Below are 15,063 nucleotides of genomic sequence, written 5' to 3'. Positions count from 1 at the left end.
TGGCGCCCGTTTCCGGCGAGTTCAGCCCTGACAGCAGCGCGCCCCGACACGGCAAAAACAGGAGGCGGTGATTTCCACATCGGCCCGCGCCATGGCCAGATCGAGGCGGGTCCGGGCAGCAGCGGCTTCGGCGTCCCGCCCCAAGCGATTCAGGCACTCCACATAACCGTGGAGGCTCCAGACATTGTCCAGATGCCAGGACGCACGGCTCAGCGTGTCGTCCAGCCCCAGATCGGCCCGGTAGGCCTGCAAGGCTTCTTCCACCCGACCCTGCTCCAGCAGCAGCGCACCCAGCGCGTGTCGCACCGGTTGCATCCAGCCCCAAGGCTCGTCGTACGGCAGGTTGTCGTCCAGTGACTGCGCCTCGCGCAGGTGAGCGAACGCGCTGTCGTAGTTGCCTTTGCGGTACTCGATTTCCCCATGCAGCATGGCGCCGGCCACCGCCAAAATGTCGGTGCATTGATTGTTGAAGAGGTAACGCGTTGGCGGCACGCGGGTCAGCGCATTGATGAACAGCCGTTGTTCGGCTTGCGCGGCGGCGATATGCCCGTTGGCCGCGTGCGCCACGCCTCTGGCGTAATGCAGCATCGCGGTGGTCACGCAGTACAGTTCCTGGTCATTGGGCAATGGAGTGGCGAGGATGTCCTGCCATTTGCCGAAGCGGATCTGCACATGCACCTTCATTGACACGAAGCTTTCCAGCCAGTCGGCCATGGGCGGTTGCTCGACGCGCAGCAGTTCTTCCTTGATGGTCGACATCAGCTCTTCGGCGGCGTCCAGCGCCGGTTGGTATTGCCCGAGGAACATCGCCGAGTAGAGTTTGAAGTGGTAGTTGTGGCATCGATACAGGGTGTAGAAGTTAAGCGGCCCTTCCCGCTCCAGGAATTTGCGGTCGGCCAGGATCGCTTGGCTATTGGTGTTCATGGCCCCACGGTAATCGCCGCAGAGCACGTCGATGTGCGACGGCATGTGGCGCAGGTGCCCGGCATCCGGCACCAGGTCGCGCAGAACATCGGCGGCGCGCAACGCTCGTTCGGGATGGGGTGACATTTCCAGGGTGTGGACGTACATGTGCAGCACGCCGGGGTGCGGCGCACCGCCCAGTGCCTGCTCCAGCACAGCCAGCGCTTCGAGGGTGTCGGCGCCCGGCGCGGGTTCACCGGTTGTCAGATCCCACAACAGCCAGGGTGTGCGGTCAATCAAGGCTTCGGCAAACAGCGCCGCCACATCGGGATCGTCGGGAAAGGCTTTATAGACATCGCGCATCGACGCCGCGTAGGCATCGTTCCAGGTGAATAGTTGTTCAACACTGTCGGCAGCGTCGGCCTGATAGCGTTGCTCAAGCGCCCGGATCAGCGCTTGTTCCACCGGTTTTGCACCGTCGCAATGCGCCAGCGCAGTACGCGTCGCCAGTCGGGCCTGGGCGACGGCGTCTTTCAGCTCCTGTTCGATAAACGCGTCCCAGCGCTTGTTGTAGTTGGGGCCGCTGGCATAGGCGATTCCCCAGTAGGCCATCGCGCAATCGTGGTCGTGTTCGATCGCCTTGCGGAAACAGCGGATGGATTCATCGTGGTTGTAGCCGTAGCACCATAACAATCCGCGGTCGAACCAAAGCTGAGCCTGTGGCGAACGAGTCGTTACGGGGCGGCTGTAGGTGCCCAAATCGTAATAGTCGTGCATCGGTTTACCCTCTCGATCAGAGCCTGGAACCTCGCAGAAAATGCCTCACGGCCTGACTTGCCGGAGACCGTCGATAGTTCGGGAGATCCAGCATACCCCGGCTGTTCCGGCCGGGCGGTGCAGCCGACGACAGGCTGGCGTCATGGGTTTCCCCGGATATTCCGCTCACCCGAGATCCTGTAGGAGCCGGCTTGCTGCGGGCGGCGTTCCGACGATGGTGTGTCAGCTAAAGAATTGTCGACTGACACTCCATCGTCGGAACGCCGCCCGCAGCAAGCCGGCTCCTACAGTTGGGTGTGGTGTCTGGCCGGTCTGCCCTTGAGCAGGCATGCGCCCGGACGCCCTTTCGCATCATTGGCAAACCATTGCCGGCGTCGATAGTCACCATCAACTCAATGAAGTTCTCTTAAAAACTGTGCGGCGTAACATCAGCTCCATACCAAACAACTACATCCCGGAGCACACCACCATGAAACGCCAACTCTTCCTCAGCATCGCTTTCTCGGTTTTTGCAGTTAACGCTTTTGCCGCTTCGTCCGCTCACCCGGTTGTCGCTGAAGGCGGCTCGGATCGTCTGATTGAAAGTCGTGTGGCTGAGGGTGGTTCGGATCGTTTGATCGAAAACCGCGTTGCCGAAGGTGGTTCCGATCGCCTGATCGAAAACCGCGTTGCCGAAGGTGGTTCCGACCGTCTGATCGAAAACCGCGTCGCCGAAGGCGGTTCCGACCGTCTGATCGAAAACCGCGTTGCCGAAGGTGGTTCCGACCGTCTGATCGAAAACCGCGTCGCCGAAGGCGGTTCCGACCGTCTGATCGAAAGCCGCGCCGTATGAATGAATAACCCTACCGCGGTACTCAAAAAGAAGCCCGGCCTGACCCGCCGGGCTTTTTCGTGCACAAATAAAATCAGCTCCCCCTTAATGCCACTGGCACACCTGTGATACATAGCTCCTGATTGCGAGTCCCGTATCCAATGAGGTTGCCCATGTTTTTCTCCCCACGCCTGCTGCTGACCTGCGCCCTGTCCGGTTTACTCGCTTGCGGCGCACAAGCCGGCACGCCCTCCCCGGCGCCCGCCAGTTTGCAACCGCTGCTGGTGACGATAAACGAACGCCTGAACATTGCTGATCTGGTGGCGCTGACCAAATGGGACAGCCACAAACCGATCCAGGACAGCGCCCGGGAAGCACAAGTCATCGCCAACGCCAGGAATCAAGCGGTTACCCGCAAACTCGACCCGGACGAAATCGCCGAGCTGATCGCCGCACAGATCGAAGCCAACAAACTGGTGCAATACGGACTGCTCGCGCAATGGCAAGCGGCAGGCAACGCGCCTGATGTGCCGCGGCCGGACCTTGCCAATCAAATCCGGCCACAACTGGATGAGCTGCAAAACCGCCTGTTGCAGCACTACGCCGATTTCGCGCCCTATCGCAAAGACCCGAACTGCGCCCAGTGGCTGGCCAAAGAGCGGTCGGCGCTGATCAAGGATGGCCTGCATGGCCAGGCATTGATCCGCGCCACCGGGGATTTGTGCATCGTCGGTCGATGAGTCACCTGCCGTCTGCCAGTGCACTCAGGGCTGGCGACTGCTGACGCTCTGCGCGCCCTTCTCGAACATCGCTTCGAAACGAGGCTTGTTGGCGGCGTAATAAGCGGCGACGGCCTGGTCGGAAGAGCTTTGGCGCGCCTGCATCATCAACGCTTCGAGATCAGCCTGAGGGATCGAGTAGTGGGCGAAGAAGTACGCCACCTCCGGATACTCCTGGCTGAAGCCCTTGCGCGCCATGGCGTGAATCTGCTCGGCGCCGCCAAAGATCTTCTTGGGATCATCCAGATAGCGCAGCGGATATTTGGAGAACATCCAGTGCGGACTCCAGGCATTCACCAAGGACCATTTGCCGCGTTTGAGGTTACGGTCCAACTCGTTGAGCATGCCGGATTCCGATGAGGCCACCAGCTTGTAACCGTCGAGCTTGTACTCCTCGATGGCCTTGACCGTGAGCTTGTACTGGCCATTGCCGACTTCGGAGGTGAGGATCTTGCCGTCGAGCTTTTCCCTGACCTGCGGTTTGTTCAGGTCCTCTACGCTCGCCACTTCGCTGATCGGCACCGAGGTCGGCACCGTCATGCCGATACGTCCTTCATAGAGCACGCCGAGGTCTTCGAGCCGATCCTTGTATTTGTCGTAGAACGCCTTGTGGGTACTCGGCAGCCAGACCATCGGGATGAGGTCGATATTGCCGTTGGCCAGGGCCTGGAACTGAATGCCGATGTCGGCCATCACCAGTTTCACCGGTTGTTTTAGATGTTCCTGCAACGCGGTGGTGGCGAGCTTGACGGTGATTTCGGTGTCGGACCAGTTGACCCAGCCAATGCGCACAGGTTGCTGTTCCGCCGCCTGAGTCAGCGCCGCGTGGGTTCCAAGCGCCAGTCCGAACAGGCAGGCACAGGCTGTTTTTCGATACGAATGAGCGTTCATCAGGCGTCTTCCTATTTTACGGTGATAGGCAGGTTGTCTTCGTTTGAACGGCCTTACGGTCGTGAACAGTGCAGTCTTCGCTGCTTCGAATTCGGGCAGCACAGCCCTTCTCCACCGAATCCCTCGCAATCCTTTTTCACATCGTGCCAGGCACGACTGTCCGGTAGCTCCTCTGCACCCTTTCGAGCCTGATCTTATCGGTGACTTTTGTGTTGCGCAAGAAAAATGTACATGTGTGTCATGAGCAATTGACACCTATGTACATTTATCCTAATTTCAAGTCGCCGAGCCTGATGAAGCCCACTTTGGAGCGCACCACGATGTCCAGCGATCCCTTGCTGCAACCCTACAAGATCAAGCACCTGACCCTCAGAAACCGGATCATGACCACGGCGCACGAGCCGGCCTACCCTATCGACGGCATGCCCCAGGCGCTGTATCGCGCCTACCACGTCGAGCGCGCCAAGGCCGGGGTTGCCCTGACCATGACGGCAGGCTCGGCGGCGGTCTCCCGGGACAGCCCGCCGGTGTTCAACAACGTGCTGGCCTACAAGGACGAGGTGGTCGGATGGCTCAAGGACCTGACCGATGAATGCCACGAACATGGCGCCGCGGTGATGATCCAGTTGACCCACCTGGGCCGGCGCACTCGCTGGGACAAGGCCGACTGGTTGCCCGTGGTCTCGCCTTCGCACCGTCGCGAGGCGTCGCACCGCTCGTTCCCCAAGAAGATGGAAGACTGGGACATCGAGCGGATCATCAAGGACTACGTGGACGCGGCCGAACGCATGCAGGCCGCCGGCATGGACGGCCTCGAATTGCAGGCCTACGGGCATTTGATGGATCAGTTCTGGTCGCCGCTGACCAACGACCTCGACGGCCCTTATGGCGGCTCGCTGGAAAACCGCATGCGCTTTACCTTCGACATCCTGCGCGGGATTCGCCAGCGTGTCGGCGAAAACTTCCTGCTGGGTGTGCGCTACACCGGCGACGAAACGCTGCCGGGCGGCTTCAACGCCAGTGAAGGGATGCAGGTGTCGCACATGCTCAAGGACAGCGGGCTGATCGATTTCCTCAACGTGGTGCGCGGCCATATCGACACCGACGCGGGCCTGACTGATGTCATCCCGATCCAGGGCATGCGCAACTCACCGCACCTTGATTTCGCCGGTGAGATCCGTGCCTCGACAGGTTTCCCGACCTTCCACGCGGCGAAGATTCCCGACGTCGCCACGGCGCGCTACGCGATTGCCTCGGGCAAGGTCGACATGGTGGGCATGACCCGCGCGCACATGACCGATCCGCATATCGTGCGCAAGATCATCGAGAAGCGCGAGGAAGACATCCGCCCTTGCGTGGGCGCGAACTATTGCCTGGACCGGATCTATCAGGGCGGCGCCGCCTACTGCATACACAACGCGGCGACCGGTCGCGAAACCACCATGCCCCACGAGATTCCCAAGGCGGCGCACCAACGCAAAGTGTTGATCATCGGCACCGGCCCCGCCGGGCTGGAAGCAGCGCGTGTCGCGGGCGAACGCGGCCACGACGTCACTGTGCTGGAAGCGGCAGACCGGCCCGGCGGGCAGATCCGGCTGACGTCCCTGAACGAACGCCGCCGCGAAATGATCGGCATCATCGACTGGCGAATGGCGCAGTGCGAGCGCCTTGGCGTGAAGTTTCACTTCAACACCTGGGCGGAAGCCGACACCGTGCTGGCCCACGAGCCGGACGTGGTCATCGTCGCGACCGGAGGCCTGCCCGACACCGAGGTGCTTGCCCGAGGCAACGAACTGGTGGTGTCGACCTGGGACATTATTTCCGGCGACATCAAGCCTGGCCGCAACGTGCTGATTTTTGATGATGCCGGCGACCATGCCGCCTTGCAGGCTGCCGAAGTCATCGCACAAAGCGGCGCGACCGTGGAGATCGTCACGCCCGACCGTGCATTTGCGCCGGAAGTGATGGCGATGAACCTGGTGCCCTACATGCGCAGCCTGCAAGACCTCGACGTCACTTTTACCGTCACGTACCGCGTCGAGTCGGTGGAAAAGCGCGATGGCAAGCTGGTCGCGACCTTCGGCAGCGACTACGGCAAGGTCAACAAGCAGCGTGTCGTCGATCAGGTGGTGGTCAACCACGGCACGCTGCCGCTGGACGACCTGTATTTCGATCTTCGCCCTCACTCCAGCAATGGCGGCGCGGTGGAACAGCACGACCTGATTGCCGGTCACGCGCAGCACATCGTCACCAACCCTCAAGGGCGTTTCCAGCTGTTCAGGATCGGTGACGCCGTGGCGGCCCGCAACACGCATGCGGCGATCTACGATGCCTTGCGGTTGGTGAAGGAAATCTGAACCTCGCCAAGCATCAATCGAGGGAGCTTTTGCTCCCTCTTTTTTTTTACATCCCGCGTCGGGCGACAGCCGCACCGGCCTGCACAGCCTGGCCCACGATGGCGTCGAGATGTTGATCAGCCATCGACTGCAACGCCGCTGCCGTCACACCGCGATAAGCCATGAGGGCGTCGATCATTTGCAGGGGATCGCGGCTGGCCAGTAGCTGACCGCCACCCACCACCACGCCGTGCGCGGCACGTTGGGCGATCGCCTCGGGAATCCCCGCGACCACCGCCGATTCAACCAGCGCCCTGTAAAGCATGGCCGGGAAAGCAGGCCCGGTGCCGGACAGTGCACTGAGGTAATCGATGCAATCCTCATTGGGCACTTCGTCCGCCGAACCGACGCATTCAAAAAGTCGTTGCACCCACTCGCGATCCTGTTCGCTCAACTCACCGGCGTTGTACCAAGGGGTGAATGACTGGCGGATTTCCACAGCTGCATTCGGCATCGCCCGCACCACGACTTGCGCACCGGTGGCGGCGCTGATGGTCGCCGCCGGAACACCGGCCATCAGTGAAATCACCCGTTTGCCCCGGGCGTCGATCTGCAGTTCACGAAATTGCTCCGGGCGGATCGACAACACCACGACTTCGCTAAGCTCAACCAACGCCTGGTTATCCGCCAGCACCCGCACGTCAGGCCCGAACGTGCTGCTGCCGGAACGGTTCGAAATCAGCAGGCAATCGGCAGCGATGAAGCCGCTTTCCAGCACCGCGTCAGCGATTGAACGGCCCAACCAGCCGGTGCCGCCGATGATGCCCAGGGTTCTATTCGGCATCGGGCGTCGCCTCCTCGAAGGTGTCGACCAGCGACACGAAAACACCCGGCTCTTTTTCCGCGTAGCCGAACTTGCCAAAAAAACGGTCGAGCTCGCGACGCTTCGGTGCCTTGCCGGTAAACACCGTGACGTACTGCGGAACGCGCCGGAAACGCACGACGATATCCTCAGTGGTTTTCATCGAAATGTAGCCGATCTGCGTCAGGTAGATCGTCCTGGCCCGCGCATCGGCGGCGTCGGTCTCGTAGCCGAACCGGCGAAACATGCCGGCCAGGGCATTGATCCGCGCCTCGTCAGCCGCGGCGATTTCGTCGGCCACCTCGGCGGACTGCAACGCCCAACTGCGCACGGCAAACTCGAACTGCGAGTCGAACAGCTCAGGGTTCACCCAGCATTCGAAAACGTTGAGGATGGCTTCGGAAATGCTTTCGGCGTAACTCTCGCACTGGCTGATCAGCCCGCCGGTGTTCTTGTCGCGCCAGCGGGTCAGGAGCGCCGCCAGCAGTTGCTCGCGATCCTCATAGAACCAATAGAAACTGGTGCGCGACAGGTTCAGCCGCTTGGCCAGCGGCATCACGCGCACCGCGTCCACACCGGATTCCTTGAGGGCATCGTAGGCGGCGTCCAGCCAGCCATTGACCGAGCCACGCCAGCCGGCGTCCTGTGCCTTGGTCCGTGTCTTTCCTGTCTGCGACATCCTCGGGTACCACCGTGTTCTGAAAATGTCGCTCCACTCTACGCTGCACGCCCTCGTGCGTACACAAAATGTACATCGACGTACATTTCAACGACGCATTCGATTACTGCGGCTGAAACGTCTGCAAGTACGCCAGCACATCCTCGATCTTCTGCGGATCGCTGAGCCCCCAGAAAATCATCCGGGTGCCGGGCACCACTTTCTTCGGCGCTTCGAGGTAAGCCGTCAGTGTCTCTCGCGTCCAGACAATGCCGGCGGACTTCATCGCGTCGGAGTACTGGTAGTCCGTCACGCTTCCCGAGGGACGGCCGAAAATGCCGTTGAGTTGCGGGCCGAAGCCGCCCCGCGCCGACTCGCCCACTTGATGGCAGCCGCCGCAGATCCGCGTGAACAGTTTCGCCCCGGCTTCAGCATCCCCCGCCGCTGCCGCCGGCGTGCAAAATGCCCCTGCGGTCAGTGAAAGGACGAAGGTGAGGGTTACAGCTTTCATCATGTTCGGTTCCAGTGAAGTCAATCGGCGCACCCGGTGCATTTTCGCGCCTACCTTACCCGATTACCGCCGCCCGACGTGCGCCGGTCGCTCAAGCGTCGGCCTGGGCGCGAATCTCCTAAAATGAATCGTGAGACTTGAACGGTTGCCAGCCCCTGGCAACACCGTCGTGAAAGGAGGTGTTCGAGATGCAACTCATCACGCAGAAAATCGACAAGCCGCAAGACACGAATTTCATTCTGGGCCAGACCCACTTCATCAAATCCGTCGAGGACATTCACGAAGCGTTGATCAACGCGGTGCCGGGAATCCGTTTCGGCGTGGCTTTTTGCGAAGCCTCGGGCAAATGCCTGGTGCGCTGGTCCGGCACCGATCCCGCCATGATCAAACTGGCCCAGAGCAATGCCCAAGCCATCGGCGCCGGGCACAGCTTCATCATCTTCCTGGGTGACGGCTTCTACCCGCTGAACATACTGAACACGGTCAAGACGGTTCCAGAGGTGTGCCGGATCTTTTGCGCAACCGCCAACCCCACAGAAGTGGTGCTCGCCGAGACAGCACAGGGACGCGCGATTCTGGGTGTGGTGGATGGCTTCTGCGCCAAGGAAATTGAAGGCGACGAAGACATTCTGTGGCGCAAAAACCTGTTGCGGCAGATTGGCTACAAGCTGTGAATTTAGCGGCTCATAAGGACTTGCAGTTTTCAACAGTAGGCTAAGCTTGGATCAGCTCATTGCTCACGATGCTCGATTCTGCAGGGTTTTGGTTGTTCTGGAGAGCGTCTGCAACAGCTATCTCAGACAGGCCCAACCCTTTCACGCAGGATTGACGTGATGACCGAGCCCCTCCTCAGCTTTGATGCACTCAAGCGCGCGGCTGCCGCTGGCGAAATCGACACCGTATTGGTCTGCATGGTCGACATGCAGGGACGCCTGGTGGGCAAGCGCTTCCAGGTCGAGTTTTTTATCGACAGCGGCCACGAAGAAACCCACTGCTGCAATTACCTGCTGGCCGACGACATCGACATGGAACCGGTGCCGGGTTACGCCGCAGCCAGTTGGAGCAAAGGCTATGGCGACTTCGTCCTCAAACCAGACATGTCCACGCTGCGGCGTGTGCCCTGGCTGGAATGCACGGCGCTGGTGCTCTGCGATGTACTCGATCATCACCATCGCAAGGACTTGCCCCACAGCCCGCGGGCAATTCTGAAAAAACAGGTCGAACGCCTGCGTGAACGGGGCTACACCGGCATGTTCGCTTCGGAGCTTGAGTTCTACCTGTTCGATGAGAGCTACGAGGCGATCCACCAGCGCAACTATCACCAACCGAAAACCGCCGGGCATTACATCGAGGATTACAACATCCTCCAGACCACCCGCGAGGAACCGGTGCTGCGGGCGATTCGCAAGCATCTGCAAGCGTCGGGCATTCCCGTGGAAAACTCCAAGGGCGAATGGGGCCCCGGCCAGGAAGAAATCAACATTCGTTACGCCGATGCCATGACCATGGCCGACCACCACGTCATCATCAAGCACGCCTGCAAAGAGATCGCGCAGCTGCAAGGCAAGGCGATCACGTTCATGGCCAAGTGGCGCTATGACGCCGCCGGGTCCAGCAGCCATATCCATAATTCGCTGTGGGACAAGAACGCCAAGAAGCCGTTGTTCTTCGACGCCAAAGCCGAGTTCGGCATGTCGAAACTGATGCGCGCCTGGGTCGCCGGGCAGCTCAAGTACGCCAACGACATCACCTGCTTTCTGGCGCCCTACATCAATTCGTACAAGCGTTTCCAGGCCGGCACCTTCGCGCCGACGCGGGCGGTCTGGAGCCGCGACAATCGCACCGCCGGCTTTCGTTTGTGTGCCGAAGGCAGCAAATCCATCCGCATCGAATGCCGCATCGGCGGCGCCGACCTCAACCCTTATCTGGCCTTTGCCGCACTGATCGCGGCGGGCCTGGCCGGGATCGACGAAAAGCTCGAACTCGCGGCGCCGTTCGAGGGCGATGCCTACCTCGATGAGCATTTGCCGGAAGTCTCGAAAACCCTGCGCGATGCCTGCTCCGCCCTCAAGGGGTCGAGCATGTTGCGCGAGGCGTTCGGCGATGAAGTGGTCGATCACTACGTGCACACCGCCGAGTGGGAACAGAAAGAGTACGACCGGCGGATCACCGACTGGGAACTGCAGCGCGGCTTCGAGCGCTATTGAGCACACCATGACTGCGAAGATTCAGCTTATTTCTCCGGTCGATGGCCGGGTGTACGTCGAGCGCCAACAAATAGATACCGCCCGGCTCCTTCAGGCGCTTGAGGCGGCTGCAACGGCCCAGGCGCAATGGAAGCGCCGACCACTGAACGAGCGTGCAGCTTTTTGCAGTGCCGCTGTGGACGCGATGCTCGCCATGAAAGATGAAATCGTGCCGGAGCTGGCCTGGCAAATGGGTCGACCGGTGCGTTATGGCGCTGGCGAGCTGCGCGGTTTCGAAGAGCGGGCCCGGCATATGATCGCTATTGCGCCCGAAGCGCTTGCAGCCATAGAGCCTGCACCGGTCGCGGGTTTTCGGCGTTACATCAAACGCGAGCCGCTAGGTACGGTGCTCGTGATCGCCCCGTGGAACTACCCCTACCTGACCGCCGTCAACACGATTATTCCGGCATTGATGGCGGGCAATAGCGTCATCCTCAAACACGCCTCGCAAACCCTGCTGGTCGGCGAGCGTTTCGCTGAAGCTTTTCGCCGGGCCAATCTGCCTGAAGGGTTGTTCCAGAACCTGCTGCTCAGTCATGCCAGTACCGCAGTAGCCATCGTCACCGGCGATGTACAACAGGTGAGCTTCACGGGTTCGGTGGACGCTGGCCTGCAAGTCCAACAAGCAGCCATCACAGATTTCATCGGCATGGGCCTGGAGCTCGGCGGCAAAGACCCGGCCTACGTTCGCGCCGACGCCAATCTCGAATACGCCGTGGAAAACCTGGTGGACGGCAGCTTCTTCAACTCCGGGCAAAGCTGCTGCGCGGTCGAGCGCATCTATGTGGACCAGAAAATCTATCCCGCCTTCGTCGAGCGCTTCGCCGATTTGACTCGCCAGTACGTGTTGGGCAACCCGCTGGACGAAGCCACCACGCTGGGTCCGATGGTCTCGCCGGCCGCCGCAGATTTTGTTCGCGGACAGATTGCCGACGCACTGGCCGAGGGCGCCAAGGCGCTGATCGATCCGAAGGCGTTTCCCGCCGACGCACCGGGCAGCGCCTATATGGCGCCGCAGGTACTGGTGGACGTCACTCATGAAATGTCGGTGATGCGCGACGAAAGCTTCGGCCCTGTGGTCGGCATCATGCCGGTGACTGGCGACGAAGAAGCCATCGCCTTGATGAACGACAGTGAGTTCGGACTCAGCGCGTCGATCTGGACCGAGGATCTCGCCGCCGCCGAACGCCTCGGCAACGAGATCGCCACCGGCACCGTGTTCATGAACCGCTGCGATTACCTCGACCCGGCGCTGGCCTGGACCGGGGTCAAGAACAGCGGACGCGGCGTCACCCTGTCGCGCCTGGGCTACGAGCACCTGACCCGCGCCAAATCCTTTCATCTGCGCCACGAGGTGTAGGCCATGAACCTGACTGGAAACTGGAACTACCCCACCAGCATTCGCTTCGGTGTCGGGCGCATCGCCGAGCTGGCCGAGATTTGCCGCAGCCAGGGTATCCAACGCCCGCTGCTGGTCACCGACAGCGGTCTTGGGCGTGCGGCGATCACCACGGCGGCGGTGGATGCGTTGCGCGCCGCCGGCCTTGGCGTCGCGCTGTTTTGTGACCTCAAGCCCAATCCGGTCGAGGCCAACCTGGCCGGTGGGCTCGAAGCCTGGCGCACCGGCCAGCACGATGGCGTGGTTGCCTTCGGCGGTGGCAGCGGCCTGGACATGGGCAAGCTCATCGCGTTCATGAGCGGCCAGACCCGACCGGTGTGGGATTTCGAAGACATCGGCGACTACTGGACCCGAGCCGACGACAGCCACATCGCCCCGGTGATTGCCGTGCCGACCACAGCGGGAACCGGTTCCGAAGTCGGCCGTGCAGCGGTGATCATCGACGAGCGCACGCACACCAAACGCATCATCTTCCACCCGAAAATGATGCCGCGCGTGGTCATCAGCGATCCGGCACTTACCGTCGGCATGCCGGCAAAAGTCACCGCCGGCACCGGCATGGATGCGTTCGCCCATTGCCTGGAGGCGTATTGCGCTCCCGGTTTTCACCCGCTGGCCGACGGCATTGCGGTGGAAGGCATGCGCCTGGTGGCCAACGCCCTGGTGCGCGCCGTCCATACACCTTCGGACCTCGAAGCGCGCGCACACATGCTCGCCGCCGCCGCGATGGGCGCCACCGCGTTCCAGAAAGGCCTCGGTGGAATGCACGCGCTCTCGCATCCGGTGGGCGCGCTGTACGACACCCATCACGGCATGACCAATGCCACGTTCATGCCGTATGTGTTGCAGTTCAATCGCCCGGCCATCGAGGAACGCATCATCCGCCTCGCGGCTTATCTGCGCCTGCCCTCCCCCGGCTTCGACAGTTTTCTGGCCTTCGTGCTCAAGCTGCGCAAAGACATCGGCGTGCCGCACACGCTGGTTGAGTTGGGCGTGGATGACCGGCAGGCCGACCTGATCGCGGACATGGCGATTGTCGATCCCTCGGCAAGCGGCAATCCCCTGCCATTGACCAAGATCGGTGTGGCCAGCATTTTCGACGCGGCTTATCACGGCCGCGTTTAGATCCAGAGCAGTATCGGTTGGAAAAAGGAGCAGTACGACAAGGTGTTGAAGGCCAGCCCATTGCGCACACGCCAGTGGATTGAATCAAAACCTGATGGGGTACACAGCATGAACCCAGCAAGCCAGCCCGGCACCGACGCGCACGACGAGGACGTCAAGGTGCTGCACAGCATGGGCTACGCCCAGCAACTCTCGCGACGAATGGGCGTTTTCTCCAACTTCGCGATTTCCTTTTCGATCATCTGCATCCTTTCAGGCGGCATCAACTCACTGGCCCAAGGCACCTCGGGCGCAGGGGGTGCGGCGATTGGCATCGGCTGGCCCATCGGTTGCCTGATCTCAGGGGTATTCGCGCTGGCCATGGCGCAGATTTCTTCGGCTTACCCCACCGCAGGCGGTCTCTATCACTGGGGCTCGATTCTCGGAAACCGCTTCACCGGCTGGCTGACGGCCTGGTTCAATCTGCTGGGACTGGTCACGGTGCTCGGCGCGATCAACGTCGGCACCTATTACTTCTTTTTCGGGGCCTTCGGACCGGCGCTGGGAATGGAAGACACCACCACCGTGAGGGTGATTTTCCTGGCGATCCTGACCGGCATCCAGGCCTTGTGTAACCATCTGGGCATCGGCCTGACCGCGAAACTCACCGACTTCTCGGGCTACCTGATTTTCGCCACGGCGCTCGCGCTGACCATCGTCTGCCTGATTTCCGCACCCAGCTATGAGTTCGCCCGGTTGTGGACTTTCGGCAACTATTCCGGTGAAGCCGGCGGCGGTGTCTGGCCACAGGTGTCGAACAGCTGGGTGTTCATGCTCGGCCTGCTGTTGCCGATCTACACCATCACCGGTTATGACGCGTCGGCGCATACCTCAGAAGAAACCCGTAATGCCGCGATGTCGGTGCCGCGCGGCATGGTCATGTCCGTGATCTGGTCGTTGCTGTTCGGTTGGGTGATGCTCTGTTCGTTCGTGCTGATGCTGCCGAACATGGACGAAGCGGCGAAACAAGGCTGGAACGTGTTCTTCTGGGGCATGAACGCCCAAGTGAGCCCGAACGTGAAATTCGCGCTGTACGTGGCGATTTTCATCTCGCAGTTTCTCTGCGGGCTGGCGACCGTGACCTCGGTGTCACGCATGATCTTCGCGTTCTCCCGCGACGGTGGCCTGCCCTGCTCGAAAGCACTGGCCTCGGTCTCGCCGAAATATCGCAGCCCGGTGGCAGCCATCTGGACCGGCGCGACCCTGGCGGTCTTGTTCGACTGGGGCTCGTCGGTGATCTCGATCGGGGCAACGCCGGTCTACACCATCGTGGTCTCCTGCACGGTGATCTTCCTGTTTTTCTCTTTCATCATTCCCATCGTGCTGGGCCTGTTCGCCTACGGAACCTCGAAGTGGCCAACCATGGGGCCGTGGAACATGGGGCACGCTTTTTACTCCTTGTTCGCCGTGCTCTCGGTGCTCTCGATGGTGGTGATCTTCGTCATCGGCATCCAGCCACCGAACGATTGGGCGCTGTACATCACCATCGGTTTCCTGGTGCTGACGGCCATCGTCTGGTTCGGTTTTGAAGCGCGGCGCTTTCAGGGGCCGCCGATGGGTGACCTGATCATCAAGCGCCAGGCGGAAATTGCGGCGGCGGAGGCGGCGCTGAACAAGCAGGCGTGAAGGCTTTACCCGTAGGAGCGAGCAAGCTCGCTCCTACAGTCACTGTCGATTTGTATCAGTGTGTATTTTTGCGGGGTGATCTTACACGGCGATACACAAG

The 15,063-nt window shown here is 61.1% G+C and carries 13 protein-coding genes; 8 read left to right on the top strand and 5 right to left on the bottom strand.

What is annotated here, in order from left to right; translation table 11 throughout:
• Positions 1 to 21: 21 nt before the first annotated feature.
• Complete coding sequence (locus IB245_RS23360) at positions 22 to 1,680, bottom strand: tetratricopeptide repeat protein (RefSeq protein ID WP_192228787.1); 1,659 nt, start codon at positions 1,678 to 1,680, stop codon at positions 22 to 24.
• A gap of 469 nt (positions 1,681 to 2,149) precedes the next feature.
• On the opposite strand from IB245_RS23360, the gene IB245_RS23355 reads away from it, so the two are divergent.
• Both IB245_RS23355 and IB245_RS23350 read left to right on the top strand, forming a co-directional pair.
• Positions 2,150 to 2,512 (top strand): hypothetical protein, encoded by a 363-nt coding sequence (locus IB245_RS23355; protein ID WP_008040440.1) that lies wholly within the window; start codon positions 2,150 to 2,152, stop codon positions 2,510 to 2,512.
• 152 nt (positions 2,513 to 2,664) lie between these two features.
• On the top strand, positions 2,665 to 3,231 hold the full coding sequence (locus IB245_RS23350) for a chorismate mutase (RefSeq protein WP_192228786.1): 567 nt from the start codon (positions 2,665 to 2,667) through the stop codon (positions 3,229 to 3,231).
• 24 nt (positions 3,232 to 3,255) lie between these two features.
• Here the strand turns inward: IB245_RS23350 and IB245_RS23345 are convergent, their stop codons facing one another.
• A complete protein-coding gene (locus IB245_RS23345; RefSeq protein ID WP_008033329.1) occupies positions 3,256 to 4,161 on the bottom strand; it encodes a glycine betaine ABC transporter substrate-binding protein in 906 nt (301 codons plus the stop codon).
• Positions 4,162 to 4,481: 320 nt separating this feature from the next.
• Between IB245_RS23345 and IB245_RS23340 the strand changes: the two genes are divergently transcribed.
• Complete coding sequence (locus IB245_RS23340; RefSeq protein WP_032832534.1) at positions 4,482 to 6,518, top strand: NADH:flavin oxidoreductase; 2,037 nt, start codon at positions 4,482 to 4,484, stop codon at positions 6,516 to 6,518.
• Between the two features lie 46 nt (positions 6,519 to 6,564).
• Here the strand turns inward: IB245_RS23340 and IB245_RS23335 are convergent, their stop codons facing one another.
• The 3 genes from IB245_RS23335 to IB245_RS23325 all read right to left on the bottom strand — a co-directional run bounded on the left by IB245_RS23335 (position 6,565) and on the right by IB245_RS23325 (position 8,531).
• Positions 6,565 to 7,341 (bottom strand): pyrroline-5-carboxylate reductase family protein, encoded by a 777-nt coding sequence (locus IB245_RS23335; RefSeq protein WP_192228785.1) that lies wholly within the window; start codon positions 7,339 to 7,341, stop codon positions 6,565 to 6,567.
• A complete protein-coding gene (locus IB245_RS23330; RefSeq protein ID WP_192228784.1) occupies positions 7,331 to 8,038 on the bottom strand; it encodes a TetR/AcrR family transcriptional regulator in 708 nt (235 codons plus the stop codon). The genes IB245_RS23335 and IB245_RS23330 overlap by 11 nt, the downstream gene beginning before the upstream one ends.
• Before the next feature lie 103 nt (positions 8,039 to 8,141).
• Entirely contained in the window at positions 8,142 to 8,531 is a 390-nt protein-coding gene (locus IB245_RS23325; protein ID WP_192228783.1) for a c-type cytochrome, read from the bottom strand.
• Positions 8,532 to 8,716: 185 nt separating this feature from the next.
• On the opposite strand from IB245_RS23325, the gene IB245_RS23320 reads away from it, so the two are divergent.
• The 5 genes from IB245_RS23320 to IB245_RS23300 all read left to right on the top strand — a co-directional run bounded on the left by IB245_RS23320 (position 8,717) and on the right by IB245_RS23300 (position 14,963).
• Positions 8,717 to 9,202: an adenosine-specific kinase gene (locus IB245_RS23320; protein ID WP_192228782.1), complete on the top strand. Its 486-nt coding sequence runs from the start codon at positions 8,717 to 8,719 to the stop codon at positions 9,200 to 9,202.
• A 159-nt stretch (positions 9,203 to 9,361) separates the two neighbouring features.
• A complete protein-coding gene (locus IB245_RS23315; RefSeq protein ID WP_008040447.1) occupies positions 9,362 to 10,735 on the top strand; it encodes a glutamine synthetase family protein in 1,374 nt (457 codons plus the stop codon).
• Positions 10,736 to 10,742: 7 nt separating this feature from the next.
• On the top strand, positions 10,743 to 12,134 hold the full coding sequence (locus IB245_RS23310; RefSeq protein WP_192228781.1) for an aldehyde dehydrogenase family protein: 1,392 nt from the start codon (positions 10,743 to 10,745) through the stop codon (positions 12,132 to 12,134).
• Positions 12,135 to 12,137: 3 nt separating this feature from the next.
• Positions 12,138 to 13,298, top strand: a complete 1,161-nt coding sequence (locus IB245_RS23305) for an iron-containing alcohol dehydrogenase (RefSeq protein WP_192228780.1) — start codon at positions 12,138 to 12,140, stop codon at positions 13,296 to 13,298.
• A gap of 108 nt (positions 13,299 to 13,406) precedes the next feature.
• On the top strand, positions 13,407 to 14,963 hold the full coding sequence (locus IB245_RS23300) for an amino acid permease (RefSeq protein WP_192228779.1): 1,557 nt from the start codon (positions 13,407 to 13,409) through the stop codon (positions 14,961 to 14,963).
• Positions 14,964 to 15,063 lie beyond the last annotated feature (100 nt).

Source organism: Pseudomonas sp. PDM02 (assembly GCF_014852285.1).
Lineage (GTDB): Bacteria > Pseudomonadota > Gammaproteobacteria > Pseudomonadales > Pseudomonadaceae > Aquipseudomonas > Aquipseudomonas migulae.
This window is presented reverse-complemented; position numbering and strand designations above follow the sequence as displayed.

Coding starts and splice junctions, on each gene's coding strand:
- IB245_RS23305 (WP_192228780.1), top strand. CDS start 12,138: ATGAACCTGACTGGAAACTGGAACTACCCCACCAGCATTCGCTTCGGT.
- IB245_RS23360 (WP_192228787.1), bottom strand. CDS start 1,680: ATGCACGACTATTACGATTTGGGCACCTACAGCCGCCCCGTAACGACT.
- IB245_RS23355 (WP_008040440.1), top strand. CDS start 2,150: ATGAAACGCCAACTCTTCCTCAGCATCGCTTTCTCGGTTTTTGCAGTT.
- IB245_RS23310 (WP_192228781.1), top strand. CDS start 10,743: ATGACTGCGAAGATTCAGCTTATTTCTCCGGTCGATGGCCGGGTGTAC.
- IB245_RS23335 (WP_192228785.1), bottom strand. CDS start 7,341: ATGCCGAATAGAACCCTGGGCATCATCGGCGGCACCGGCTGGTTGGGC.
- IB245_RS23300 (WP_192228779.1), top strand. CDS start 13,407: ATGAACCCAGCAAGCCAGCCCGGCACCGACGCGCACGACGAGGACGTC.
- IB245_RS23325 (WP_192228783.1), bottom strand. CDS start 8,531: ATGATGAAAGCTGTAACCCTCACCTTCGTCCTTTCACTGACCGCAGGG.
- IB245_RS23315 (WP_008040447.1), top strand. CDS start 9,362: ATGACCGAGCCCCTCCTCAGCTTTGATGCACTCAAGCGCGCGGCTGCC.
- IB245_RS23350 (WP_192228786.1), top strand. CDS start 2,665: ATGTTTTTCTCCCCACGCCTGCTGCTGACCTGCGCCCTGTCCGGTTTA.
- IB245_RS23340 (WP_032832534.1), top strand. CDS start 4,482: ATGTCCAGCGATCCCTTGCTGCAACCCTACAAGATCAAGCACCTGACC.
- IB245_RS23320 (WP_192228782.1), top strand. CDS start 8,717: ATGCAACTCATCACGCAGAAAATCGACAAGCCGCAAGACACGAATTTC.
- IB245_RS23330 (WP_192228784.1), bottom strand. CDS start 8,038: ATGTCGCAGACAGGAAAGACACGGACCAAGGCACAGGACGCCGGCTGG.
- IB245_RS23345 (WP_008033329.1), bottom strand. CDS start 4,161: ATGAACGCTCATTCGTATCGAAAAACAGCCTGTGCCTGCCTGTTCGGA.